Below are 25,764 nucleotides of genomic sequence, written 5' to 3'. Positions count from 1 at the left end.
GATCGTCTGCCGACACCTTCGGGGCACAGGCGTTTCCTCAGGTCGATCGTGTCGACAACTCGCGTCGGGAAATAACGTCGGCAAACCCGATGATCGGATAGTTCTCGACGCATGGAGATCGGCTACATGCGCGTCTCAACAGCGACCAGCGTCCGCTACTCAGTTCCGCCCCGTCGGCAAGCGTGGCGCGGTAGAGGCGGTCGCGGAAACTGGTCGAGAAGCCACCCAGAAACATCGTCCAGCGGCCGTCGATGACGTGGACGTCCGGGTCACCATTTCCGAGCAGGCCGCGCGGCATGAGGCCGTCGAGCATGTCCCACAGCACCTCGGGCGCGGCCGTATCGTTGCGGCTGGAAGTGATCATGGACCTCGACCTCCTTCGCTGGGCCGCGCGCAAGCGCGGTGACTCCCCTGCGGATCAGGTAGGTCGGTCCACTCTAGCTAGCAGACGGCGCCCCCGGGGGCGCGAGGTCTCTGCGGTGGTCGCTGGACATCGACAAGCTCCGCAGGCGTGAGCCTTTTTGGGGGCTATAGGCACCAAAAAGGCTCACGCTGCCGCTCTGCGCCTGGGGGCGACACGTCCGCGTTGGATCACTCCTGTTCGGACTGCTCCCCCGAGCCCAACTGACCGGGCTCCGGCTGCGGAGGCAGCGGCGAGGCCTGCGGCGCGTTCGGCGTGCCACCACCCAGCGGCTCCGACATCTGCGGGGAGGGGTTCATCGCGCTCGGGACCTCCTTGCGTGCGACGGCTTCCGCCGCGCGCACCGCCTCGGCCACCTCCGGGTTGGTGGAGGTGTCGAACCACGACGAGATCGAGTCCTCGTCCTCCTCCGGCCGGGTGTCCGGCGGCTCCTCCTTCGGCGGCTCGTACCGGAACACGCCGTCGTCGCCCGGTGCACCGAGCATCTTCGCGAAGCCCTCGAGGGACTTGTTGAAGTCGCTCGGCACCACCCAGACCTTGTTCGCGTCCCCCTGCGCCATCTGCGGCAGGGTCTGCAGGTACTGGTAGGCCAGCAGCTCCGGCGTCGGCTTGCCCTGCTTGACGGCGGCGAAGACCTTCTCGATCGCCTTGGCCTGACCCTGCGCCTGCAGGTAGCGGCTCGCCCGCTCACCCTGCGAGCGCAGAATGCTCGACTGCCGATCACCCTCGGCGCCGAGGATCGCGGCCTGCTTGGCGCCCTCCGCGGCGAGGATCTGCGACTGCTTCTGGCCTTCGGCCGTCTTGATCGCCGACTCGCGTTCACCTTCGGCGTTGAGGATCATCGCACGCTTCTCACGGTCCGCGCGCATCTGCTTCTCCATGGAGTCCTGAATGGACGGCGGCGGGTCGATCGCCTTGAGCTCGACCCGGGAGACCCGCAAGCCCCACTTGCCGGTCGCCTTGTCCAGTTCTCCGCGCAGCGAGGTGTTGATCTGGTCCCGCGAAGTCAGCGTCTCCTCGAGGCTCATGCCACCGACGACGTTGCGCAGCGTCGTGGTGGTCAACTGCTCCACACCGACGATGTAGTTCGAGATCTCGTAGACCGCCGAACGGGAGTCCGTCACCTGGAAATACACCACCGTGTCGATGGACACCGTCAGGTTGTCCTGGGTGATCACCGGTTGCGGCGGGAACGAGACGACCTGTTCCCTCAGGTCGATCTTGGCGCGCACCTTGTCCAGGAACGGCACCAGGAAGTTCAGCCCGGGCTCGGCGGTGGTGCGGAACCTCCCGAGCCGCTCGACCACCGCAGCCGTCGCCTGCGGAATCACCAGGACCGATTTCGCCACGATGGTGATCACCAGAATCGCGACCACCACCAGCACGATCAATTCGACCGGCACTTACCCACCTCCTACGGTTCGGCCCACACGACGGCCGTGGCCCCGGAGATGTCCATCACCGTCACCGTCGAACCGGCTTCCATCACTTGCGTCTCGTCGAACGCCTTCGCCGACCACACGTCACCGTCGATGCTGACCCGCCCGCCGTGGGCGTCCACCGTGGACTCGACGAGGACGTGCTTACCGATGAGCGCCTCCGTGTTCGTCCGAAGCTCCCGGATCGACATCCGTCGCTTCAGGGCGGGGCGGGCGAGCATCAACAGGCCGAACGACAGCGCGGCGAAGACCACCGCATCCAGCCCCAGCGGGACGCCCAGCGCCGACGCGCCCGCGGCCCCCAGCGCCGCGGCCCCCAGCATCACCAGCACGAAATCTCCGGACAGGGCCTCTCCCACGACGAGGAGCAACCCTGCGATCAACCAGAGCAACGCGGGCAACATGACGTCCATTGTGCCAGGTCATCGCCAGTGAGGTGAGCGTCAGCACATCGCGTGATCAAGGTGTGACCTGCGTTCATGCTCGTTCCTGCAGGCGCGGACTCGACGTCGGACCGCTTTGCGAGCTCTGCTCGTCTCGTAACAGCGCCGCGTGCAGTTTTCATAGCTCCGGGCCCGGGTCGGTCCCCAGCGCCTCCGCGAGCGTCTGGCGCGCGTTCTGGAACACGGCCAACGCCTCGGCCCTGCGTCCACAGTCCCGGAGGGCGCCCATCAGCAACCGATAACCGCGTTCCCGCAACGGATGCGCCGCGACGTGCTCGGTCAGTCCCGGGACGGCGACCTCCGCGCGCCCCGAGCGAAGATCGCAACGGAACCGTGCTTCCACGGCCGCGAGTCGTTCCTCTTCCAGACCGGCGGCGAGCAGCTCCCGCAGGCCCTCGTCGACGAAGTCGGCCACAGCGGGCCCCTGCCACAGCTCGAGAGCTCGGGCCAACGACTCCCCCGCCGTCGCCGGCTCCTCCATCCGGGACCGCTCGACGAGTTGACGAAACCGGTGCACGTCGGACGTCGTTCCGGTCGACAACGAGCGTGTAACCGGGTCGTCTCGTCACCAACTCCGCCCCAGACACCTCGCCCAACGCACGCCGCAGCTGGGAGACGTAGACCTGGATCGCCTTGCGCGCCGCTGGCCGGCGGGTGGACCGGCCACACGGCGTCGATGAGCCGGTCGACCGCCACGACCCGACCGGCCTCCAGCATCAGCACCACGAGCACGCAGCGCTGTTGCGGCGCACCGAGTTCGACCGGCCCCCAGTCGCCGTGGAGCTCGGTCGGGCCGAGCAGACGGAACCGGGGGCCCGCTAAGTCGGCTGAACCCTCCGCAGTGCTCATTACGGGTCACCTCCGTCGATCGAGCGGGTCGCCGTGCCCGCACAACGGTGCTGACGTTGCGAACCCGAGTGAGGTTCCCGCGCCGAGGTGAACGATTCGCGAATCCGGCGGGACACTCGTGATTCATCGCCCTACTTCCCGGGTCCCCGCGAGTCCTCGATGATCAGTCGGGCTCGGTGGTCACGAAGTCGATCAACTGCTCCACCGCAGAGATCAACGGTGTCTCGACGTCGCGGAAACTACTCACCCGCGACAGCACGTGCCGCCAGCCGGCCGCCGGTTCACCCCACCCGAGCTCGGCGCACACGCCGGTCTTCCAGTCGGTGCCGCGCGGGATCCGCGGCCACGAGTCGATGCCGAGCACCGTGGGTTTCACGGCCTGCCAGATGTCGACGTAGGGGTGCCCGGTGACGAGGACGTCGGGGTCGTCGATACCCGTGACGAGCCGCGACTCCTTGCTGCCCTCGACGAGATGGTCGACGAGCACTCCGACCCGACGTTGCGGCCCGGGACCGAACTCCTCGAGCAACCCCGGCAGGTCGTCGACGCCGTGCAGCGGCTCGACCACGACGCCTTCGACCCGCAGGTCGTGGCCCCAGATCCGCTCGACGAACTCCGCGTCGTGCAGTCCCTCCACCCAGAGTCGACTCGCGCGCGCCGTGCGCGCGCGCAGGCCGTCCACTTTCGTGGAGCCCGATGCCGAACGGCTCGCCTTCGGTGCGGTGACGCGGGGCCGGACCAACGTCACCAGTGTGCCCTCGTGCAGGAATCCGGCAGGCCGTAGCGGGAACAGTCGTTGCGCTCCGTGCCGGTCTTCCAGCACCACCGCGTCCTTCTCACACCGCAGGACGGCGCCGCAGAACCCGCCTTCCGCGTCCTCGACGACCAGGCCCGCTTCTGCGGCCAGTTCCGGCACCGGGCGACGGCGCTTGCCGGAGAGAATGTCGTTGCCATAACCCATTGAACGCACGAGACGGCACGGTAGTCGTCCGATCGTGTCGCACGCGGTCGCCACGCCGCCCGCGTGCGACCCGGACCGCACTGGTCGGACGCGGGCACGTAACCTCGGGAACCGTGCCATGCCCCAGTGCAACGATGGTCGTGTGGGCCGCTGCGTGGCTCAACGGAGCTGCGGCCTCCGACGATTTCCTCGACGCGCTCGGCGCGTGGGCCGAGGCCCACGACGTGCGCGCCGCCGACGACGACCTGGCCGCTCGCCTCGACCTGCCCGGGCCGGGCCCGCAGGACACCCCGGTCGGCCTCGCGCTACTGCTTCCCGCGCTGCGCAAGGCAGGTGTCTGGGACGGCGAGCTGATCCTGCCCGTCGCCGGTGACGTGCGCGGGACCGGCGGCGCGGGCGACTTCGGACGGGCCGCCCTGCGCCACGGCGAGGCGGTCGTCCTGCGCAGCGCCGGGCTCGGACTCGTCCCGCACACCGTCGCCGACGGAGTGGTGCGGTGGACGGTCTTCGAGCTCGGCGAGATGCCGCCTGCCGAGCACCTGCCGATCGGTGAGGCCGAGCACGGCATGTCCTCGGCGATGCGGGAGGCCGCGAGTACGCTGATCGACCTCGACATCGCCAAGCACCGGCCCGGGGTACGGGCCGAAATCGCCGAGACGGTCTCCAACCGACCCGCCTCGTCGTGGCCGGAGACGGTGCCGCAGCGGTCGTTGCGCGTGCTCCAACGGGCTTCGGAGGTGGAGGCGATCTTGTGGGTCGCCACCGACGACGCACCCGGCGGCGCCCTGTCCGCCTCCGCGACCCGCGCCCGCGTGGACGCGCTCAAACCGCTGTTCGACTCGGTGCGGCTCGCGCGCCGCTCGGCGGTCGCCGAGATGGTGCGGATCCTGGCGGACCAGGCTCAGCAGTCCTGACCGTCGGTCCCCGGCCTCGTGGTCAGCAGCACGGCACGGCGCAGAGCCGACCGTTCACCGTGCAGCCCGCGGCGACCAGCGGCGACTCCTTGCGACGTTGCCACCCGTCGAGGTGTTCGGAGACCAGCTCGATGATCATCGTGACGAACCGGGGGTCAGTGCCCGCGGTCGCCGCGCGGGCGAGGCTCATGCCGAGTTCGGTGGCCTTGTCCGCGGCTTCGTTGTCGAGGTCCCAGACGACCTCCAAGTGGTCGGAGACGAATCCGAGCGGGCTGACGATCACCGCGTTCACGCCGTCGGCGTGCAGCGCCTCGAGGTGATCACAGACGTCCGGTTCGAGCCACGGCACGTGCGGCGGCCCGGATCGGGACTGCCACGTCACGTCGTAGTCGCGAACACCGGCGGCCTCGGCGACCAGCCGTGCGGCCTCGTGAACCTGGCGCGAGTACCAGTGCGGGTCGCCGTCCGGGCCGGGACGTTCGTCGGCACGCATCGGGATCGAGTGCGCGGTGAACACGACTCGGGCGTCGCCGTCGAGCTCGTCCCGGGCGCGGCACACGGCGTCGGCGTTGGCGTCGACGAACAGGGGGTGGTCGAAGAACTGCCGGAGCTTGATCAGTTCCGGTGCGCGGTCGCCGACCGCCTCGCGAGCGCGGGCGATGTCCTCGTGGTACTGGCGACAGCCGGAGTAGCCGCCCCACGCCGACGTCGGGAACACCAGCGCCCGCCGCACCCCCTCGTCGGCCATCCGCGCGACGGTGTCCTCGAGCAGCGGGTGCCAGTTGCGGTTGCCGAAGTACACGGGAAGGTCACGGCTCTGCTCGGCGAGTTCGGCCTCCAGCGCGGCGATGAGGTCCCGGTTGAGCCGGTTGATCGGCGAGACACCACCGAAGTGGTGGTAGTGCTCGGCGACCTCGTCGAGCCGTTCCGGCGGCACTCCCCTGCCTCGGGTGACGTTCTCAAGGAACGGCCGGACGTCGTCGTGGCCCTCCGGCCCGCCGAAAGACAACAACAGCACCGCGTCGAACTCGGACTCGCTCACGCGGGCCATTCTCGCCGTGCGAGCGGGTGGCCGCGTGAGCGGGGGTCGACCGCGGCCACCCCCACGCTCAGGCTCCGAGTGCGTGGAACCCGCCGTCGACCATGATCATCGATCCTGTGGTCTTCGGGAACCAGTCGGAGAGCATCCCGCAGATCGACTGCGCGACCGGCTCCGGGTCCTCGACGTCCCACCCCAGCGGGGCCCGCTCGCTCCAGGTGTCCTCCAGGCCCTGGAAGCCGGGAATCGACTTCGCGGCCATGGTGCGGACGGGCCCGGCGGAGACGAGGTTCACCCGAATGCCCTTCGGCCCGAGTTCGCGCGCGAGGTAGCGGGACGTGGATTCCAGCGCCGCCTTCGCGACGCCCATCCAGTCGTAGGCGGGCCATGCGACGCGCGCGTCGAAGTCCATCCCGACGATCGAACCGCCCGGGCCCATCAGCGGCAGGCAGGCCGTGCTCAGCGACTTCAACGAGTACGCCGAGATCTGCATCGCACTGGAGACGTCCTCCCACGGCGCTTCCAGGAAGTCACCGCCGAGACACGAGGCCGGGGCGAAACCGATGGAGTGCAGCACCCCGTCGAGACCGTCGACGTGCTCGCGCACCTTCTCGGCGAGCCCGTCGAGGTGCTCGTCGTTGGTGACGTCGAGTTCGATGACCGGCGCGGGCTTGGGCAGCCGTCCTGCGATGCGCTCCACCAGGCGCATCCGTCCGTAGCCGGTGAGCACGACCTCGGCGCCCTGTTCCTGGGCGGCGCGGGCCGCGTGGAACGCGATGGAGGCGTCGGTGATGACGCCGGTGATCAGGATCTTCTTTCCGTCGAGCAGGCCGGTCACGTGCTTCCTCCGCGGTGGTCGAGTGTCGGGATTGATGATGGGGCTCAGTGGCCCATGCCGAGGCCGCCATCGACGGGGATGACCGCGCCGGTGATGTATCCGGCCTCTTCCGAGGCCAGCCACCGAGTGGTGCCCGCGACCTCCTCGGTAGCGGCGAACCGCGCCAGCGGGATCTGGCCGAGGATCTCCTTCTTTCGGTCCTCGGTGAGCGCGTCGGTCATGTCCGTGGTCACGAATCCGGGGGCGATCACGTTCGCCGTGATGCTGCGTGAACCCAGCTCACGCGCGACGGAACGGGCGAGTCCGACCAGCCCGGCCTTGCTGGCGGCGTAATTGGCCTGACCGGCGCCCCCGGAGAGACCGACCACGGAGGAGATGAAGATCATGCGTCCCTTGCGCAGCCGCAGCATGCTGCTCGCGGCGCGCTTGGCGACCCGGTAGGAACCGGTGAGGTTGGCGTCGACGACCCGGCCGAACTGCTCCTCCCCCATCCGCAGCAGCAACCCGTCGTCGTTGATGCCCGCGTTCGCCACGAGCACCTCCACCTTGCCGTGCTGGGACTCGACCTCGTTGAACGCGGCTTCGACCTGGTCGGCATCGGTGACGTCACACTGCACCCCCAGCATGTCCTCGGGTGCGCCGGAACCCCGGTGCGTGACCGCCACGTCGTCCCCGGCGTCCCGGAAGGCCCTGGCGATCGCCAATCCGATTCCCCGGTTGCCTCCGGTCACCAGCACGGACCGTCCCACAGTCGCTCTCCTCTCCGCTGCACGCGGCTCGATCGTTCGTCGCCGGGGTCTCGGCACCCCGACGCGCCGGAGAGTATCGGCTACCGCCGGGTACTCCCGCATCCGATCCGATCTTGTCCCGCCTGCCGTGTCGCGCGTCACTCCGCGCGCGGTGGACGTCAGACTCGCGGGTGCCGACACTGGCCGGACCCGTGATCCGGTCCCGACGCGCTGGCAGGAGCCCAGATGACCGCCACCTCCCCCGCACCGTCGTCGCTTTCGGAGGCCGTGGCCGCGCAGCTGCGGGCCTCGATCGCGGGGCGAGCGCGGTTCGACCCCGGGACTCGCGCGCTCTACGCCACGGACGCGTCGAACTACCGGCAGGTGCCGACAGGTGTGGTGTTCCCCCGCAGCGAACAGGACGTGGTCGCGACCGTGGCCGTCGCTCGTGAGCACGGGCTGCCGGTGACCGGGCGCGGCGCGGGCACCAGCATCGCGGGCAACGCCATCGGTCAGGGGCTGGTGCTCGATTTCTCCCGGCACCTCAACCAGATCCTCGACATCGACCCCGAGGCCCGGACAGCCCGCGTGCAGCCCGGAGTGGTGCTCGACTCGTTGCAAGCCGCGGCCGCCCCGCACGGCCTGCTGTTCGGGCCGGACCCGTCGACACACAGTCGCTGCACCCTCGGCGGAATGATCGGGAACAACTCGTGCGGCACGCATTCGGTCGCGTGGGGCAAAACCGTCGACAACGTGCGCTCGCTCGACGTCCTGCTCTCCGACGGCACCCGCATGGAGGTCGGGAAAACTCCGCCCGAAGAACTGGCGGCGCTGTGCTCACGGCAGGATCGCGTCGGGGCCTTGTACAGGCAGCTGCGGGACCTCGCCTCCGACGTGGGCGACGACGTGCGTCGCGGGTTCCCGGACCTGACCCGTCGCGTGTCCGGCTACAACCTGGACCAGCTGCTGCCGGAGAACGGCTTCCATCTCGCGCGGGCGCTCGTCGGCACTGAAGGCGGGTGCGCGACGGTGCTCGGCGCGACCGTCGACCTCGCGCAGGCACCGGCGGCGCGGGCGCTGATCGTGCTCGGGTTCGCCGACACCTACGCCGCTGCCGACGAGGTGACGCGCCTGCGTGGGCTCGACGCGCTCGCCATCGAAGGACTCAGCCCGGAACTGGTCGAGGTCGTCACCCAACGCAACCCGGAGTCGCCTGCCCTGCGGCTGCTCCCGCCGGGCCGAAGCTGGCTGCTGGTCGAAGTCGGCGGCCACGAAGCGGGTGAGGCCGACGCCGCCGCGAAACGGATCGTGGCCGCGATGGGCGACAAGGCCGAGTCCGTGGTGCACACCGACCCGACCGCGATCAAGGCGTTGTGGAAGATCCGGGAAGAAGGGTCGGGCTACTCCACGCGGATGGCCGACGGCTCCGAGCGCTGGTCCGGCTGGGAGGACGCTGCCGTGCCGCCGGAACGACTCGGTGCCTACCTGCGGGAGTTCGACGGCCTGCTCGAACGGTTCGGCCGGCGCGGTGTGACCTACGGGCACTACGGTGACGGCTGCATTCACGTCCGCGTCGACTTCGACCTGCTGTCCGGCTGGGGCGCGGCGCGCTACCGGGAGTTCCTCGAGCGAGCGGCCGATCTGGTCGTCTCGCACGGCGGTTCGGTCTCCGGCGAGCACGGCGACGGGCAGGCGCGGTCGGAGTTGTTGAGCCGCATGTATCCCCCGGAGATCCTGCGCGGATTCGAACGGTTCAAGGACGCCTTCGACCCCGACGGGCTGCTCAACCCGGGCCTGATCGCCCGGCCCCGCCCACTCGACGAGGATCTCCGTCTGCTGGTGGCGCCGCCGACGTTGCCGACCCGCGCGAGCCTCGCGCTCCACGACGACGACGGCGACCTCGCACCCGCCACGCGCCGTTGCGTCGGCGTCGGCAAGTGTTTGAACACCACCGGCGGCGTGATGTGCCCGAGCTACCGCGCGACGAAGGACGAGAAGCACTCCACGCGGGGGCGGGCACATCTGCTCTTCGAGATGCTCGCAGGCAAGGTGATCCCGGACGGCTGGCGCTCGAAGGAGGTCGAGGAATCGCTCGACCTGTGCCTGTCGTGCAAGGGTTGTAAGACCGACTGCCCGGTGGGCGTGGACATGGCCGCCTACAAGGCGGAGTTCCTGCACCGGCACTACAAGCGCAAGCTGCGTCCTGCCTCGCACTACTCGATGGGCTTTCTCCCCCTGTCCCTCAAAGCGGGCCAGCTCGTGCCGGGGCTGGCGAACCGCACCCTGTCCGGTCCTTTGTCGACGGTGGTGAAGAAGCTCGGCGGAATCGCGGAACAGCGAGCGATCCCCGAGCTGGCTCCGCGCAGCTTGCGCTCGTGGTGGAAGAATCGTGCGCGCAGGCCGCGTTCGGGTTCGCGAGTGGTGCTGTTTCCCGACACATTCACGAATCACTTCGATCCCACCGTCGGGCAGGACGCCGTCGAGGCACTGGAAGGGCTCGGCCACGACGTGGAGCTGCCGCCCGGGCAGGTGTGCTGCGGTCTCACGTGGATGTCGACCGGGCAGCTCGGCATCGCACGCCGGGTGATCCAGCGGACGGCGAAGCTGTTGCGCCGTCAGGTCGACGACGGCGCGCCGGTCGTCGGTCTCGAACCGAGCTGCACCGCGTTCCTGCGCAACGACGCGCTCGAACTCGCACCGAACGACCCGAACGTGCAGGCCCTCGCGCGCGCCACACGCACGTTCGCCGAACAGGTGGAACCGAGCAAGCAGCACTGGCAGCGCAACGATTCCGACAGCAAGGCGATCGTGCAGATGCACTGTCATCAGTACGCCGAACTCGGCTTCGAAGCCGACCGCTCCACGTTGGACGCGGCCGGAGTGGACGCGACCGTACTCGACTCCGGATGCTGTGGTCTCGCGGGCAACTTCGGTTTCGAACGCGACCACTACGACGTGTCGATGGCCTGCGCCGAACAGGCACTGCTCCCCGCCGTGCGCTCACGCGACGACGGCACCGAAGTGGTCGCGGACGGTTTCAGCTGCCGCACCCAGATCCGGCAGGCCGAATCCGGCTCCGCGCCCGTCCATCTCGCCACCCTCGTCGCCCGCGCCCTCCGCCGACGCTGAGCGAGCCCGTCGATTACCGAGCGAACGGCACTTTCGCCCCGTCACACGAGGCGAAAGTGCCGTTCGCCTCATCCATGTGCCGCGATCATCGCGGCCGGCGCGCTACGTACGCGACTGCGGGAGGCACGTTTCGCCACACGGTCGGACTCACCTCGACCTCTGCGAACGCTTCGTCCACCTGAGTCCGTAGCCTGCGGGCCGGCGCCGCCCACCGCGTCCACGTGTAGGCGAACTGGGTGAAAGCACCGTCCGGCGCCATCGACTCGGCGATCACCTCGACCAGCGAGCGGCCGTCCCGCTCCACGTGCGCGGCCCACGGGAGCCCGCTCACCACCACGTCCGCCCGCACGTCACGATCGGCGAGCAGGCCGGGCAGCACATGCGCGTCCGCGCACACCGATTCCACCGCCGGGAACCGCTCCCCCAGCTCGCGCGCCCACCGCTCGTTGAGTTCCACCGCCAGATGTCGCCCCCGACCGTGCAGGCGCCGCTGAATCTCCCGGGTGAACGCACCTGTCCCCGGGCCCAGCTCCACGATCACGGGATCACCGGCGATCGGAACCGGTTCGACCATGCGGCGCGCCAGTTGACGCGAACTCGGCCCCACCGCCGCCGTCGTCGTCGGCGACTTCACGAACTCACGAACGAAGCCCGTCACCGTGCCCATCGACTCCCCTCGCACGCGCCGACCGTCATCCGGCCGCTCGAATTCGTCCAGCACGGCAGATCCGCACGCCGACCGGGGTCACAGCCCGCACTACGGCAGACGCTGCCCCACGACGAGCGCCGCGCCGACCGCGACGATCACGGCGAGCGTACCGAGCGCCAGCCACGGTTTGCTCGCATCCGTGCGCTTGATCTCGTACCCGATCTGTTCGCCCAACGTGTTGTAGACCGAGCGCAGCTGCTCGGTGCTGGCCGCCTTGTGGAACTCGCCGCCGGAGAGTTGCGCGATCTCCTCCATCGCCGCGTCGTCGACCTCGACCTCCTGCGGCTCGCCCTCGATGTCGATGGTGCCGTGCTCGGTGCCGAACGAAATCGTCGAGATCGGCACGTTCGCGTTCTTGGCTTCCTTGGCCTTGGTGAACGCGCCCCGCGGCGCGTCCGGCTCGCGTGGGATCGTCTGACCGCCGTCGGCCATGAGCACGATGCGCGACGGCGGCGGGCCCTCCGCACCACCGATCATCTTCCCGAACGAGTCGATCGCCTGCATCGACGCGTTGATGCCGTCCCCGGTCGCCGTCGCCTCCGACAGTGTCAGCCCGTTGATCGCTTGCTTGACCGCGCCGCGATCCGTCGTCGGCATCACCATCACCGTCGCCGTACCGGCGAACGACACCAGCCCCAGGTTGATCCCGGGTGTCAACTTGTCGGCGAACTCCTTCGCCGCCAGCTTCGCAGCGTCCAACCGGTTCGGGTCCACGTCCTTGGCCATCATCGACAACGACACGTCGATCGTCAGCATCACCGTCGCCCGGTTGCGTGGGATCTTCTGCTCCGAGGTCGGTCCTGCGAGGCCGACCGTCAGCAGCACCAACGCGACACCGAGCAGTGCGATCGGCCCGTGCCGCATCCAACCCTGTCGTTTCGGCGTGACGCGCTCCAGCACCTGCAGGTTGCTGAACCGCAGCGTGTCCCGGCGACGCACCCGCTGCGCCCACAGATACCCCACCACCAGTGCAGCCAGCACCAGCAGCAACAGGAACCACCACGGTGAGGTGAACCCGCCCAGACTCATCGCATCACGCCGTTCCCCCGGACCAACCGCGTTTGCGCGCCACCACGAAGCGCACCACGTCGGCGATCCAGTCCGAATCCGTCCGCAACGTCAGCTGCGCGCATCCCGCCCGCCGCAACGTCGCGGCCACGTCGTCACGGTGCGCGGCAGCAGCGGCCGCGAACTCCTTACGCAGCACCGGAGTCGTCTGCACCTCGCGCTGCTTACCTGTCTCCGGGTCGGACAACAACACCGTGCCGACCGCAGGCAACTCCACGTCGCGCGGGTCGACCAGTTCGATCGCCAGTAGTGAATGGCGCGCCCCGAGTCCGCGCAGGACCCGTTGCCAGTCGATGTCCCCGAGGAAGTCGGAGATCACGACCGCGAGCCCACGCCTTCGCGGTGGACGTCGCAGCGACTCGAGAAGTTCCGCGAGATCGCCCCGGGTTCCCTCCGGGGCACGAGGTATCTGCGCAACCTGCCGCAGCAGCGCTCGCGAATGCGCCAAACCACCGCGTGCGGGCAAGCGACGCAGCCCTTCGCCGGTGCTCACCACCGCTCCGATGCGGTTGCCACCGCCACTGGTCAAGTGCGTGACGGCGGCGAGAGCCGCGACCGCCAGTTCACGCTTGTCGCACGCACCGCTACCGAAGTCGAGGCTGGGCGAGAGATCCATCGCCACCCACGTCTCCAGCTCGCGATCGGCGATCGTCTGCCGGATGTGCGGCTCCGTCGTCCGCGCGGTCACCGCCCAGTCCATGCGCCGCACGTCGTCGCCGGGCTGGTAGATCCGCGCCTCACCGGGCTCCGAGCCGGGTCCCGGAACCAGGCCGAGATGGTTACCCTGCAACAACCCGTCGAGGCGTCCCCGCACCGACAACTCCAGCGTGCGCAGCGCGACGCTCAGACGGCCCTCGTCCAACGCGGGCGGCGCCCACGACGGCCGTCGGTCCCCGTAGTGCTCGGACGCGGTCGACACTGCAGCTCCCGCCGTCACTGCTGCGGGTTACCGAGCGGCGCCTGACCGTACTGGACCGGCGGCCCCTGCGGAGGCGGCGGGCCCTGCGGAGGCTGCTGCGCGCCGCCCTGCGGCCGGGCGGACACCTGCGGCAGCGGCACCGTCTGCAGTACCCGGTTCACGATGTGATCCACAGGTACGCCGTCGGCCAACGCGTCGTAGGACAGCACCAGCCGATGCCGCAGCACGTCCGGCACCACGTCCACCACGTCCTGAGGCAGCACGTAGTCCCGCCCGCGCACGAGCGCCAACGCCCGCGCGGCCGCGACGACGCCCAGCGACGCACGCGGCGAAGCCCCGTAGGAGACCCAGCCGGCCACGTCGGAGAGACCGTGTTCGTTCGGGGACCGAGTGGCCAGCACCAGGCGCACCACGTAGTCGACCAGTGCGTGATGGACGAAGATGTTCGACGCCACGCCCTGCAGACGCGTCAGATCCCCCGGCGTGAGTACCGCCTGCGGTTCCGGCGCGTCCACCCCCATCCGGTAGACGATCTCGCGCTCTTCCTCCGCCGTCGGGTAGTCGACCTGCAGCTTGAACAGGAACCGGTCGCGTTGCGCCTCGGGCAGCGGGTACACGCCCTCGTTCTCGATCGGGTTCTGCGTGGCGAGCACCAGGAACGGGTCCGGCATCGGAAAGCTCTCGCCGCCGATGGAGACGTGCCGTTCGGCCATGACCTCCAGCAGCGCGGACTGCACCTTCGCCGGGGCACGGTTGATCTCGTCGGCGAGCACGAAGTTCGCCAGCACCGGGCCGAGTTCGACGTCGAAGGTCTCCGTGCCCTGGCGGTAGATCCGGGTGCCGAGCAGGTCGGCCGGAACCAGGTCGGGGGTGAACTGCAGACGGGAGAACGAGCCGCCGACCACCGTGGAGAAGGTCTCCACGGCCAGCGTCTTCGCCACGCCGGGGACGCCTTCGAGCAGGATGTGGCCCTTGGCCAGCAGACCCGTCAACATCCGTTCGACCAGCCTGTCCTGGCCGACGATCACCCGCTTGACCTCGAAGACGGTGCGTTCCAGCAGCTGAGCGTCGCGCGCGGGCGCGATCGGTTGCTCAGCGCCGGTCGCGCTGCCGTTCCCGCTCTCGCCCTGCCCGGGTTCGGTCACGTGCATCCTCCTGTCGAACCGGCTCGCACGGTCCGGTCGCGGCCGGGGCGGCGAGCGCTGCGGATCACCCTGATCCTGACACGTGATCGCGTTCGCCCACTCCGGGGGCACCGGACCACGCCGAGCTAAACCCATCCCCGGTATGAGCGCTGTGAAGCGACTGGTCCTTGATTGCGGTTCTCGGGAGTGCTGACGGCATGCAGGAGGGCGACACGGTGAGCTAATTTCACCCTTCACTGAAGCGATGGTTATAGATGAACATGGTTGAACAGTCGAACCTGACGGGCGAGCGACCAGTGCTCCTGTCCGTCAGTGTCCAGTGATGGTTCCGGCGTGTAGGACGGAGACCGACACCGGGACGCGAAGGGCGAAGGCCAGCGCGGCGTCCGCGACAAGGTCGGTCGTGTAGGCGGCAAGATCCAGCGACCACTCCGGCGCCGTGCAGCGCAGGTGCAGGGCGCCGAGCTCGTCGTCGGCGAGCAGGACCCCGGCGAACGCTCCGGGATCGGGTGCTTCGGCAGGAGCCTCGTCGGCACCAGCGGCCTCGATCACACCCAGGGACTTCTGCGCCAGGATCTCGGCGAACGCGGTGGGATCGGGTCGTACAGCACTGGCGGAGAAGTGCGCCGAGACGCTGATCTCCTGCGGCGCGTCGTGTTGGGTGAGTTTGAACCACTGGTGCGTGGCCGTGAAGTGGTTGTTCGCCGCGACGTCGACGCCCAGCGGAAGCAGCGCCTGCGTGTAGGTCACGTCGAGGTGACCGAGCCGGTGCAGCGCGTCGTTCAGGCACGTCATCGCCTGCCAGACGGGAATCCGCGAACCCGGCCGCGGCAGCCCGGCCAGCAGCCAGGCCAACTCCCGCACCGCGCCATCCTGTTCCCAATCACCGCGCGCTTCGTGCTGGTCCCAATGGACGGGCAGCTCGGGGAGGCTGGGAACGGAGAAGTCGGTGAAGCTCAGCGCGACACCCGCTGGAACAACAGCGAGTACATGTCCATTTCGAACTCGCCGCGCCCCCACAGAGCCGCGATGGAGGGATGCATCGACAGACGGCCGCCAACCCCGGCGATGAACGCGGGGTTGGCAGCCAGACCAGTGAGGGGTGGCATGAGATCGAGTTGTTCCTTTACAGCCTTGTTTGGTGAGTCGATCTCACCTTCGATGTCGACGTCGACAACGTTGCGCCAGTTCCCAAGGGCGCGACCGCCGAGCACCCATGGCGGGCATTGGCGCGCTTCTCGGTCTGATTCGACCGGACACCGCTGCGCGACGGCCCGACCGCGACGGTCTTCCACCCCTGCGGTGTCCGGTACTGCAGCTCCACCACCACCGTGGCCATCTTGCCGAGAAGAACCGGGTCACCGGTCTCCCACCAGCCATGCCCGGAAGCCTTGTTGTCGGCAGTCATGATCGAATCGCAGTCAGCGTGCGTCGAAGCTCCGTGCGTCGCCGGGTGTGTCCACATCGGATGCTTCAGCGCCCTTCGCGGGAACCCGCGTCGGCCTCAGCTCCGACAGCACCGCGCGCACCGATCGCCCACTGACCTGCTCCGGCATCACGGCGCGCAAGGTTTCGCTTTGCCACACGCCGAGCAACCACTGCATTCGGCCGTCGTCGAGCACGGCGCCGGTCGCGCCCGGCTCGGCACGCAGCGCCGTCAGCAACCGGCACACCGTCTCGTCCGTCACGCACGGATGGTCGACGGCGACCACAGCCACCGGCCCGCGACACTCCGGCATGGCGCGCAGGCCCGCGTCGATCGCGGCCAGCGGCCCCCCGCCCGCCGGGCTCTCGAGTGTCCACCGCACCGGGCGGTCGGTCTCGCGCGGCGGGCCCACGACGACGAGCGGAGACGCCTCACCGACGGCCGCGAGCGTGTGCTGCAACAGCGTCCGGCCGTGCACCTCCACACGTGCCTTGTCGACGCCGCCGAGCCGAGTCGCCGCGCCTCCTGCGAGCACCACCGCCGCCAGGTCGCCGTTCCATGCCACGGCGCGATCCTCACATCACGGGTTCGAGATCGCCGCGCCGGCCGCACGTCAGAGCAAGCGCACCGCGTACGGTGCGATGCCGCTGTAACGCACCGACGTCACCCGCACCTGCGAGCCCGAGTACGGCGCTTCGACCATCTGCCCGTCGCCCAGGTACATCGCCACGTGGTGCGTGCGCCCGCCGTCCTCCCAGAACAGCATGTCGCCACGCTGCATCTGTGAGAGCGGCACCTTCGTCCCTGAGTCGTATTGGTAGCCGCTGTAGTGCGCCAACTCGACCCCGACTCCGGCGAAGGCGTAGATCATCAAGCCCGAACAGTCGAATCCGACCTTCTGGTAGTCGCCGTAGGAGTCGGCGACTCCTCCGTCGCGGATCCCCTTGGTCGGGCCGTTCGCGTTGCCGCCACCCCATGCGTAGGTGACGCCGAGCTGCGACAACGCTCGGTCGACCGCGACCTCCACGGAGTCCCCTGCCGGGGCGCCGACCTCACCCGTCGAGCCGGAGGACGAGCCGGAGTCGCCGGACGAGTCACTGCTCTGCTCCTCTGCGGCCGCAGCGGCGGCCGCTGCCGCCGCTTGTTCCTCTCGTTCCTTGGCCGCCAGCCAGTCCTCGTAGCGGCCGCGTTGCGCTTCCAGGCCCGCGACGTTCGACCGCGCCTGCTGAAGCTCCCGGTTCAGCCGGTCCTTTTCGCTTTCGAGGCGAGCGTTCTCGGCGACCTGATCGGACTGGGCCGCTACGGCCGCGTTCTCGGCCTCTTCGGCCGTCGCGCGGGCGTCGTCTGCCGCGGACCGCTTGGCCGCCGCCTCCTGGAGAGCCTCGCGCGCCACCGAATCCTTGTTGGCCTGGTGCGTCCTGGCTCGGTGCAGGCCGTCGAGGACCTCACCCTGCGAGGCACTGACCGCGTCGAGCATCTCCGCTCGGTCGAGAACCTCCTTCGGGCTGTCCGCCCCGACGAAGGCGGAAGCGGAGCCCAGAGCGCTGCCCTGCCGGTAGCTGCCTGCCGCGAACTGGTCGAGCCGCTGTCGTTGATCCTCGATGCGGTCTGCGGCGGCGCGAGACTCGGCGGCGGCCGACTCGGCGATCTGGAGAGCCTCGGCATGATCGTCCTGTGCTCGTTGCAGGTCGACCCGTGCCTTGTTGGCGTCCTCCATTTTCACTTCGACCCGGGCGTTGAGGTTGACCAGCTGCCCCTCCGCCTCGGCGAGGTGGGTGGCCAGCGTTCCGACCCGACCCGCCGCGCTCTGCGATTCCGCGCGGCCGGACTGGATCTCCTCGTCGCTCGGGTTCGGAGGTGCCGGCGGCGCGCTCGCGCTCGTGCCGGGGAGCACGAGCGCGAGAACCGTGGCGACGATCAGGGAGGTCACGGACCTCACTGCCGCACCTTCGCCGGCCCGGGGACACCTGGGTCGGAGCACGACCGCCACCTCCTGCGGTTACGTCTGCGCGGACGCCGTGGGACCGCGGATGCCATGGGACAACGTCCGGATCAAGAACAACCCGGAAGAAGTGTCACCGATGATCGGCCACCGTGCCACTCGTGTCCCGGCGGCACCGTGCGCAACACGCCGACGCATGCGTCACACGGGTGAACAGGAAAGGTCACTCGGCCGGGTAAGAGGGTGCGGATTGAAGACTGTTGTGAGGCAAGGTGCGCCGACAGCCTCTCCTCTGCCTAACGCAGACCGACCACCCGCTCACCCCAACCCCGCGAGGCAGGAACTGCGGCGGCGGTACCGGAGCACCCACGGCAGTTCCACAATGCCCTCGCAGGCGAGCGGGTCACATCAGGCCCAGTCGGATCAGGCCCAGGTGCCGGGGTCGCCGTACGTGCGCAGTGGCGCGTCGGCAGGATCGAACGGCTCCGCGACGAGCGCGGGCAACACGTCCTCGAGCGCACCGCCGAGCACGGCGGTGGCGAGGGCGTCGTACGGCGTCGGTTCCGCGTTGCAGATGATCAGGCGAGCGCCCGCCCGCACGGACAGTTCGGCGAGCCCGGCGGCGGGTGCGACGGTCAACGACGTGCCCGCCGCGAGGAAGACGTCGCAGTTCAACGCAGCCCGCTGGGCCGCCCGCAGTACTGCCGGGTCGAGGGATTCGCCGAACGAGACGGTGCGGGACTTGAGGATTCCCCCGCACGCCCGGCACGGTGGATCGCCCTCGCCGTCGCGGACCCGCGCCAGGGAGGCGTGCATGCTTCCGGTAGCACCACAGTCCAGGCAGATCGTCGCGAACAACGTGCCGTGCAGTTCGATGATCCGGGACGCGTCGACACCGGACTGCTGGTGCAGCTCGTCGATGTTCTGCGTGATCAGCGCGCCGAGGCGCCCGGCGTGGTCGAGATCGGCCAGCGCTCGATGCGCCGAGCCGGGCACCGCGTCCCAGGCCGGGTGCGTCAGTCGCCGCTGCCACGCGAGCGTGCGCACCTCCGGGTCGGCGACGTAGGCCGAGATGTCGGTGAGGCGCTGTGACTCGGGATTCCGTGTCCACATTCCTTGTGGGCCCCGAAAGTCCGGAATGCCGGAGGCAGTGGAGACGCCGGCACCGGTCAGAGCGGTGACGCGCCGCGCGGACGCGAAAACCTCACGCGCACGCGCCCACTGATCGTGCGGTTGCTCGCCGACGGGCTGTTCTGCCACGGCTGTCACCCTCCCATGTCGCAATTCGTCCTCGCGAGACGCGCCCGATGCCGACGTGCACGGCTGCTCCCGCCCAAAAGCTGAAGATCACCCCGCCCAGGGACGAAAGCGAGAGAACTCAACACTCCTTCAGGCCACGGGAAATCACCAACGTGCCCGGATCGGGTCACGAGCGAATTGTGAACTCGGCGCACCGGAGTACTCTGAAAAGTCTTGCGACTCCCAGGAGAGGAGCAGTCATGGCCACGAAAACGCGGGCGCGTCCCAGCACCCAACGAAGTTCCGGACAGACCGGCCGGAAGAACTCCGGATCGAGCGCCGGCAAGAGCACGTCCACGGCGAGTAGCACGAGCAGATCCACCTCCGCCGCGCAGCAGCGCTCGTCGACCAGCAGCCGAACCACGACGTCACAGGCGAACACGGGTTCACCGACCGGCAGCGGAACCACGGCGCAGGCGAAACCGACCGGCCCCACGATCACGCTGCCGTACGTCACCGCGGAGTTCCACCGGACCGACCTGCGGCTGCCAAGCCTGCCCGACGTCCAGGACATGATGCCGAGCCGCGAGGACGTCAACAGCGCCATGGACACGGTCCGCGCCCAGCTGCCGGCGCGGGACCGCGCGGTGTTCTACGGCGCACTCGCCGCGGGCACGGTGTTCAGCGTCATCGAATGGCCCGTCGCCGTGGCCATCGGCGTCGCCACCGAGCTGGTCTCCCACCAGCGATCCGACGCGAACCAGGAGTAGCGCGACACAAGCCGGGCGTCGCGGACGCGCTGTGCATCCGGGGTACGAAAGGAGCATCGATGCCGCTCGGCTGGCTGCTGTCACGTGCCTCGGACATGGCAGCCCCCGTCGCGCACGCGGTCGACACCCTCCTCGCCTCCCCGTCACAGCGGCGGATGTACCGGAGCGAGGAACGGGTCCACCTGGAACTCCGGGGCACGCAGGAGTCCGGAACGGACATCGCACGAGCCGTCGAGAATCGGTTGAACGACCGCGCCGGCGTGCACGCCGCCGAAGTCAACGCCGTCCTCGGCCGTGTCGTCGTCGATCACGATTCGCAGCTGGTCGACGTGGATCAGCTTGCCGGGATCGTCGCGGAGGTCGAGGCCGAGTACGGGCTTGACCAGCACGGGCCCGCCCCGGGCAGTGCGGCGCACCCGGCCAACGCCGACACTCTGCTGCGCGAGGTCGGCGCACTGGGGACCAGCCTTGTCGGGCTCGGATACGCCTCGATCGGCGCTGTCCTGCCCGTGCCCGGGGTCTCGCCGCTCGTCCCGGCCGTGACCTCCCTCGTGGACTCGGTGCCCTGGCTACGCACGCAATGTCGCGACAGGCTCGGGCCGACCGTCACCGACACAGCCCTCACCCTGGGCGGCGCCGCGACGCAAAGCCTCGCCGGAAGTCCGCTCGGAGTCTTCGTCGACGCCTGTGGTCGGTGGTCCGCATCCCGCGAAGCGATCGCCCGGCATCAGGCGTGGCAACGGTGGGACGCGACCGCGGCTCCCGGACATCATCGGTCCGAACCGGTCTCGACCGAGCCTCGGCCAACAGTGCTTGCGGACGGACCGGTCGAACGGGTCTCCAACTTCGCGGGCGGTGCGGCGTTGGCCGGGTACGCGGCGGTGCTGGCCAGCACCCGGGACCCACAGCGCGCGCTCGCCGCGCTGCTCGCGGGCATCCCTCGTCCCGCGAAGGCCGGGCGAGAAGCGTTCAGCGCACAGATGTCGGTCACGCTGTCCAATCGGGACGCACTGGTCCTCGACCCCGAGGCGCTGCGCAGGCTGGATCGAGTCGACACCGTGGTGATCGACTCCGACGTGCTGGTCACCGGTGGGCGCTCCATCGACTCGGTCACGTTGATCAACACTTCCGCCGACGAGTCCGAGCTGTTCGACCGCGCCACGGCGCTGGTCGATCCGCTGCACCCGACCCGACGGCACGAGCGTGACGGGTGGACGACCGGCCCGCTGTCGGATTACCCCCTGCCAGAGGACGTCCGGGACCTGGCGCACCAGCAGCGGGCACGAGGCGCCGACGTCGCCGTGCTCGGCTTCGAGTCGACACCGATCGCGCTCGTCACCGTGGCGGCCGAGCTCGACCCGCTCGCCGAAGCGTGGGTGGAAGCCGCCCGCTCGTCGGCGGAGGTGGTCGTCGGGGGCGTGTCCAGCAAGCTCGACCGACGACTGCGGGTCGAGAGGCTGGTCGCCGGTGGCACGCATTTGGCCAGTTCCGTCCGGGATTTGCAGGCCGAGGGTCGTACCGTCGCGGTGGTGTCCACGAGGTCGGCCGCCGCGCTGACCGCATCCGACGTCGGCATCGGAGTGCAGCGGGCCACCCCGCCATGGTCAGCCGACGTGGTGTGCCCCGACGGGGCGAGCACGCATCTGCTGCTCTCGTCCGTGCAGGGTGCACGGAGCGCTAGCAGGCAGGCCGCCGGGCTGTCGACGGCCGGATCATCGGTTGCCGCACTCTTCGCGGCGTTCGGGCCGTCGGCGGGCGCCCCCGCCCGTGCCTCCGTCCCCGTCCAGTGCGCCACGCTGGGTGCGCTCGGCGCGGGTACGTGGATCGGCATGCAAACCAGCAGGCAACCGCCACCAGTGCCCCAGCAACGCACCCCCTGGCACGCGATGCCGCCGGAGACTGTGCTGAACGTGCTCAGCACCTCCGAGCGCGGACTCAGTGCCTCCGCTTCGGCCGATCGGACGACGCCGAGGAACGAGAACGCCCCGCGCACCGGAATCGTCAGCGCCACCGTCGAAGGCTTGATCAACCCGATGACGCCGGTGCTCGCGGCGGGGGCTGCCGTCTCCGCGGCTCTCGGCTCGGCACTCGACGCCGTGCTCATCACCGGGGTGCTGGCGGTCAGCGCGACCGTCGACGGCGTCCAACGCATCGCCACCGACCGCGAACTGGCTCACCTGCTCGACGCGGGCCAGTTGCCGGTGCGCCTGCGCCGGAACGACGAGGTCTCCACCGTGCCCGCCGACCAGCTCGTGCCCGGCGACATCGTGGAGTTCCAGGCCGGTGACGGCGTTCCCGCCGACTGCCGGGTGCTGGCGGCGGATCGACTCGAGTTGGACGAGTCGAGCCTGACCGGCGAGTCGCGGCTCGTGTCGAAGTCGGTGGACGCGACGACTGCTTCGACGCCGGGGGATCGCACCAGCATGCTCTATCAGGGCACCGCGGTGGCTTCCGGGACGGCGACCGCCGTCGTGGTGGCCACCGGAGCGAGCACCGAACTCGGCCGGACCACGCAGGAAGCGCAATCCTCCTCGGGCGGCAACGGCGGTGTCGAGGCTCGGATGAGCGAGCTGACCAAGCAGCTCTTGCCGATCTCCGTGGGCGCGGGCACTGTCCTGTTCGGAGTGGACCTGCTGCGGCGCAACCCGGTGGGCGAGACGATCGGCCGAGCGGTGGGTCTTGCCGTGGCGGCGGTCCCGGAAGGACTGCCGTTCGTGGCGACGCTGGCCGAACTCGCGGCAGCTCGGAGACTCTCCCGACGCGGTGTCCTGGTGCGCAGCCCGTCCACGATCGAGGCTCTCGGTCGGGTGGACGCGCTGTGCTTCGACAAGACCGGCACTCTCACTCAGGGCAGGATCACGCTGCACGAGGTTTCCGACGGCCGATCGAGCCGCCGCCTCGACGGCCTCCACGACTGGCACCGGCGGGTCGTGACCACCGCGGCCCGGGCCAGCCCGCGCCCCAACGGCGAGCCGGTGCCGCACCTGACCGACCGCGCGGTCCTCGACGGAGCCGAAGAACTGGGTCTCGGGGCGAACGGCAGCGAGCTGCACGCGGAGCTGCCGTTCGAACCGTCCCGAGGTTTCCACGCTGCCCGCAGTGACCAGCACCTGAATGTCAAAGGGGCACCCGAGGTGCTGTTGGACCGGTGCACCGGGTGGCGGGACGAGAACGGTGTGACAGCGTTCGACGCGCACGGCAGAGCCGCGGTGGAAGCCGAGATCGAGCGACTGGCGCTGCTGGGCTACCGCGTGTTGGCGGTGGCCGAACGCAGCGCCAGCGACCGTGCCGAACTCGAGGAGGACGACGTCGACGATCTCGACTTCATCGGCCTGCTCGGGCTCGCCGACCCGGTGCATCCCACGGCCGCGGATGCCGTCGGTCGACTGCAGCGTTCCGGCGTCGACGTCGTGATGATCACGGGTGATCATCCGAGCACCGCGGAGGCGATCGCCTCCGAGCTGGACATGCTCCGCGGCAAGCGGGTCATGGTCGGCGGCGAGCTCGACGACCTCGACGACGACCAGCTCGACGGCGAACTGGGCAAGATCGCGGTTTTCGCCAGGGTCAGTCCCGCGCAGAAGGCGCGAATCGTCACGCGGCTGCGCGCCGGCGACAGGACCGTGGCGATGACCGGCGACGGCGCCAACGACGTCCCCGCGATCGGTCTCGCGCATGTGGGCATCGCCTTCGGCTCGCGTGCGACCTCGGCGGCCCGCGAAGCAGCCGACCTCGTGGTCGCCGACGACACGATCGAAACCCTCACCGACGGCATCGTCGAGGGCCGCGGCATGTGGATGTCGGTTCACGATGCGTTGTCGGTTCTGCTCGGTGGCAACCTCGGCGAGATCGGATACTCGGTCGGTGCGGGGTTGTTCGGTGCGGGCGCCGCGCTCAACACCCGCCAACTCCTGCTGGTCAACATGCTCACCGACGTGCTGCCCGCGATCGCGATCGCGGTCCGCCCCCCTCCGGACGCCACGCCGGAGAAGCTGCTTTCCGAGGGCCCCGACGTATCACTGGGCAGGTCGCTGACCCGGGACGTTTACGCGCGCGCGGCGGTGACTTCCGCCGCGGCGGGCGTCGCGTGGGTGGCCGCGAGACCGATCGCGACGGTTGGGCAGGCACGGACCACCGGCCTGGTGGCTCTGGTGGCAGCGCAGATGACCCAGACGCTGGCGGTGCGCGGGCGGACACCACTCGTCCTGGCAGCCGGGCTCGGGTCGCTGTGCATCCTGGGTACGGTGGTGCAGGTGCCGGGTCTGAGCCACTTTTTCGGCAGCCGCCCGCTGCTGCCGCACCAGTGGGCGATCGCGGTGGCCACCGCGGTACTGGCCGCCGTGGCGATGCTGCTCTGGCAGCGTTTCGCCCCGGCAATCGAGCCCTGACCAGCGATGTTCTCGGCCGGTTCACTCGCGTGTCACGTGCATCCCACTCGGCACTCATCCGGGACCGTCATAGTCGGACCGTCCGAACGCACGAACGGCAGAAAGCGCGAGATCATGCCCACCGTTGTGACGTCGATCCTCACCGGCCTGGCCGTGGCCCTCCTCGAGGCCGCGATCGTGCAACTGGCGAAGTCGGCCTTCGCCCGCGTGCGGGTCGCCTGAAGCCCACCCGAGCAATTCGGGTTCGCCGGAGTGCCCGTGGCGCGTCGCATGCGTCACGGGCACTCGTGAATGGTCCTCAGATACCGACGAGTTCGTGGTCGCGCACGTTGCTCGGCGCCGCGCGCTGGGCGATGTAGGCGCCGGCCAGCACGACGGCGCCACCGAGCAGCTGCAACGGACCGAGCTCTTCGGACAGCAGCAGCCACGCGAGCACGGTCGCTACGACCGGCTCCAGGAACGCCACTCCCCCTGCGACCGGCGGCGAGAGCCGCCGGACCGCGACGATGCCGGTCAGGTAGGCGAGCACGGTGCTGACCACCACGACCCATCCGAGAGCCAGGATCGCCGGAAGTGGTGTTCCGGCGAACTCGACGGATCCGGCGAGGATCGACCAGTCCATCCGCCACGGCCAGGCGATGAACGTGACCACCACGGCACCCAGCAGGAGCCCGAAGGCGGCCAGCGCCTGCGGTTCGACCTGTGATCCCCGGTCGGAAAGCAGGAAGTAGGCGGCTTGGCACCCGGCGGCGCCGAGCGCGAGCAGCAACCCGACCGGATCGAAGCCCAGCCCGGCCCAGATCTCCACCACGAACGCGAGACCGACGACGGCCAGCACCACGCCGATCGCGGCGGAACGGCTCACCGGACGGCGCTGCACGAAGCGGATCCAGCCGAGCACGAGCACCGGCCCGAGGAACTCGATCAGCAGGGCGACTCCGACCGGAACGGTGGCGATCGCTGCGAAGTAGAAGACCTGGACGCCCGCGATGGCGAACAGCCCGTACCCCAGCAGCAGTCTCGGCTCGCGGCGCACGAGGTCAAGATGACGCAGCGCGAACGGGAGCATGATCAACGCGCCCCCGGCCAAGCGCAGCCATGCCACCTGCACCGGACTGAGCCCGGCGGTGATCAGTGGTTTCGCGGCGGGGCCGGAGCCGCCGAAGCAGATCGCGGAGGCGATGGCGAACAGCAGGCCGGTGGTTCGGGGATGGTGAAGCGACAAACTCACGCGCACATCCCATCACGCACTCCTCCCGCACCCGATGTCTTTTCCCACCGGGCGGGAGCGCCCGCCGCAGTGGGGCGAACGGCACTTTCGCCCCACAGGACGAGGCGAAAGTGCCGTTCGCTCCGTGGTGAACCGACGTTTCCGAGGAAAGAAGCGCGAAAGTTCT

Annotated in this window: 23 protein-coding genes; 4 read left to right on the top strand and 19 right to left on the bottom strand. The window is 69.6% G+C overall.

The genetic code is table 11. The annotated features are described in order from the left end of the window. Positions 1–37: 37 nt before the first annotated feature. The 5 genes from GIY23_RS10520 to GIY23_RS10500 form a co-directional block, all read right to left on the bottom strand. Positions 38–364, bottom strand: a complete 327-nt coding sequence (locus tag GIY23_RS10520; RefSeq protein WP_154076489.1) for a hypothetical protein — start codon at positions 362–364, stop codon at positions 38–40. 227 nt (positions 365–591) lie between these two features. Continuing rightward, on the bottom strand, positions 592–1,806 hold the full coding sequence (locus tag GIY23_RS10515; protein ID WP_407646873.1) for an SPFH domain-containing protein: 1,215 nt from the start codon (positions 1,804–1,806) through the stop codon (positions 592–594). A gap of 29 nt (positions 1,807–1,835) precedes the next feature. Further along, the gene (locus tag GIY23_RS10510) at positions 1,836–2,264 is read right to left on the bottom strand and encodes an NfeD family protein (protein WP_154076487.1); all 429 of its coding nucleotides are present in this window, start codon (positions 2,262–2,264) and stop codon (positions 1,836–1,838) included. 157 nt (positions 2,265–2,421) lie between these two features. After that, the gene (locus tag GIY23_RS10505; RefSeq protein WP_154076486.1) at positions 2,422–2,820 is read right to left on the bottom strand and encodes an AfsR/SARP family transcriptional regulator; all 399 of its coding nucleotides are present in this window, start codon (positions 2,818–2,820) and stop codon (positions 2,422–2,424) included. Between the two features lie 495 nt (positions 2,821–3,315). After that, entirely contained in the window at positions 3,316–4,122 is an 807-nt protein-coding gene (locus GIY23_RS10500) for a DUF3097 domain-containing protein (RefSeq protein ID WP_456061935.1), read from the bottom strand. 125 nt (positions 4,123–4,247) lie between these two features. Between GIY23_RS10500 and GIY23_RS10495 the strand changes: the two genes are divergently transcribed. Then, complete coding sequence (locus GIY23_RS10495; RefSeq protein ID WP_187352154.1) at positions 4,248–5,027, top strand: hypothetical protein; 780 nt, start codon at positions 4,248–4,250, stop codon at positions 5,025–5,027. Positions 5,028–5,049: 22 nt separating this feature from the next. On the opposite strand, the gene GIY23_RS10490 is transcribed toward GIY23_RS10495, so the two are convergent. The 3 genes from GIY23_RS10490 to fabG all read right to left on the bottom strand — a co-directional run bounded on the left by GIY23_RS10490 (position 5,050) and on the right by fabG (position 7,653). Beyond that, a complete protein-coding gene (locus GIY23_RS10490) occupies positions 5,050–6,069 on the bottom strand; it encodes a ferrochelatase (RefSeq protein ID WP_407646851.1) in 1,020 nt (339 codons plus the stop codon). A gap of 67 nt (positions 6,070–6,136) precedes the next feature. Beyond that, entirely contained in the window at positions 6,137–6,904 is a 768-nt protein-coding gene (gene fabI / locus GIY23_RS10485) for an enoyl-ACP reductase FabI (protein WP_154076483.1), read from the bottom strand. 44 nt (positions 6,905–6,948) lie between these two features. Continuing rightward, positions 6,949–7,653, bottom strand: coding sequence for a 3-oxoacyl-ACP reductase FabG (fabG, locus tag GIY23_RS10480; protein ID WP_154076482.1), 705 nt, complete (start codon positions 7,651–7,653; stop codon positions 6,949–6,951). A gap of 225 nt (positions 7,654–7,878) precedes the next feature. Between fabG and GIY23_RS10475 the strand changes: the two genes are divergently transcribed. Further along, positions 7,879–10,761, top strand: a complete 2,883-nt coding sequence (locus tag GIY23_RS10475; protein WP_154076481.1) for an FAD-binding and (Fe-S)-binding domain-containing protein — start codon at positions 7,879–7,881, stop codon at positions 10,759–10,761. Between the two features lie 85 nt (positions 10,762–10,846). Here the strand turns inward: GIY23_RS10475 and GIY23_RS10470 are convergent, their stop codons facing one another. From GIY23_RS10470 to GIY23_RS10425, 10 genes are all read right to left on the bottom strand, one after another. Continuing rightward, entirely contained in the window at positions 10,847–11,428 is a 582-nt protein-coding gene (locus tag GIY23_RS10470) for a class I SAM-dependent methyltransferase (protein ID WP_154076480.1), read from the bottom strand. 90 nt (positions 11,429–11,518) lie between these two features. Further along, on the bottom strand, positions 11,519–12,499 hold the full coding sequence (locus tag GIY23_RS10465) for a VWA domain-containing protein (protein WP_154076479.1): 981 nt from the start codon (positions 12,497–12,499) through the stop codon (positions 11,519–11,521). Between the two features lie 4 nt (positions 12,500–12,503). Beyond that, positions 12,504–13,457 (bottom strand): DUF58 domain-containing protein, encoded by a 954-nt coding sequence (locus tag GIY23_RS10460; RefSeq protein WP_154076478.1) that lies wholly within the window; start codon positions 13,455–13,457, stop codon positions 12,504–12,506. Between the two features lie 14 nt (positions 13,458–13,471). Beyond that, positions 13,472–14,602 carry an AAA family ATPase gene (locus GIY23_RS10455; RefSeq protein WP_154076477.1) on the bottom strand — a complete coding sequence of 377 codons (1,131 nt, stop codon included), beginning with the start codon at positions 14,600–14,602 and terminating at the stop codon, positions 13,472–13,474. A 309-nt stretch (positions 14,603–14,911) separates the two neighbouring features. Next, complete coding sequence (locus GIY23_RS10450) at positions 14,912–15,466, bottom strand: hypothetical protein (RefSeq protein ID WP_154076476.1); 555 nt, start codon at positions 15,464–15,466, stop codon at positions 14,912–14,914. A 92-nt stretch (positions 15,467–15,558) separates the two neighbouring features. Then, complete coding sequence (locus GIY23_RS10445; RefSeq protein ID WP_154076475.1) at positions 15,559–15,711, bottom strand: hypothetical protein; 153 nt, start codon at positions 15,709–15,711, stop codon at positions 15,559–15,561. A gap of 17 nt (positions 15,712–15,728) precedes the next feature. Beyond that, entirely contained in the window at positions 15,729–16,010 is a 282-nt protein-coding gene (locus tag GIY23_RS10440) for a hypothetical protein (RefSeq protein ID WP_154076474.1), read from the bottom strand. A 13-nt stretch (positions 16,011–16,023) separates the two neighbouring features. Further along, on the bottom strand, positions 16,024–16,593 hold the full coding sequence (gene mobA, locus GIY23_RS10435) for a molybdenum cofactor guanylyltransferase (protein WP_187352092.1): 570 nt from the start codon (positions 16,591–16,593) through the stop codon (positions 16,024–16,026). A 48-nt stretch (positions 16,594–16,641) separates the two neighbouring features. Continuing rightward, the gene (locus GIY23_RS10430) at positions 16,642–17,967 is read right to left on the bottom strand and encodes an NlpC/P60 family protein (RefSeq protein ID WP_187352091.1); all 1,326 of its coding nucleotides are present in this window, start codon (positions 17,965–17,967) and stop codon (positions 16,642–16,644) included. 426 nt (positions 17,968–18,393) lie between these two features. Continuing rightward, the gene (locus GIY23_RS10425) at positions 18,394–19,230 is read right to left on the bottom strand and encodes an SIR2 family NAD-dependent protein deacylase (RefSeq protein ID WP_154076472.1); all 837 of its coding nucleotides are present in this window, start codon (positions 19,228–19,230) and stop codon (positions 18,394–18,396) included. A gap of 239 nt (positions 19,231–19,469) precedes the next feature. On the opposite strand from GIY23_RS10425, the gene GIY23_RS23000 reads away from it, so the two are divergent. Continuing rightward, on the top strand, positions 19,470–19,979 hold the full coding sequence (locus GIY23_RS23000; protein WP_228717647.1) for a hypothetical protein: 510 nt from the start codon (positions 19,470–19,472) through the stop codon (positions 19,977–19,979). Positions 19,980–20,038: 59 nt separating this feature from the next. Next, complete coding sequence (locus GIY23_RS10415; protein WP_154076471.1) at positions 20,039–24,367, top strand: cation-translocating P-type ATPase; 4,329 nt, start codon at positions 20,039–20,041, stop codon at positions 24,365–24,367. Positions 24,368–24,665: 298 nt separating this feature from the next. Here the strand turns inward: GIY23_RS10415 and GIY23_RS10410 are convergent, their stop codons facing one another. Further along, the gene (locus GIY23_RS10410) at positions 24,666–25,598 is read right to left on the bottom strand and encodes an EamA family transporter (protein ID WP_154076470.1); all 933 of its coding nucleotides are present in this window, start codon (positions 25,596–25,598) and stop codon (positions 24,666–24,668) included. Positions 25,599–25,764: the final 166 nt, after the last annotated feature.

Origin of the sequence: Allosaccharopolyspora coralli, assembly GCF_009664835.1 — a bacterium.
GTDB classification, from domain to species: domain Bacteria; phylum Actinomycetota; class Actinomycetes; order Mycobacteriales; family Pseudonocardiaceae; genus Allosaccharopolyspora; species Allosaccharopolyspora coralli.
This window is presented reverse-complemented; position numbering and strand designations above follow the sequence as displayed.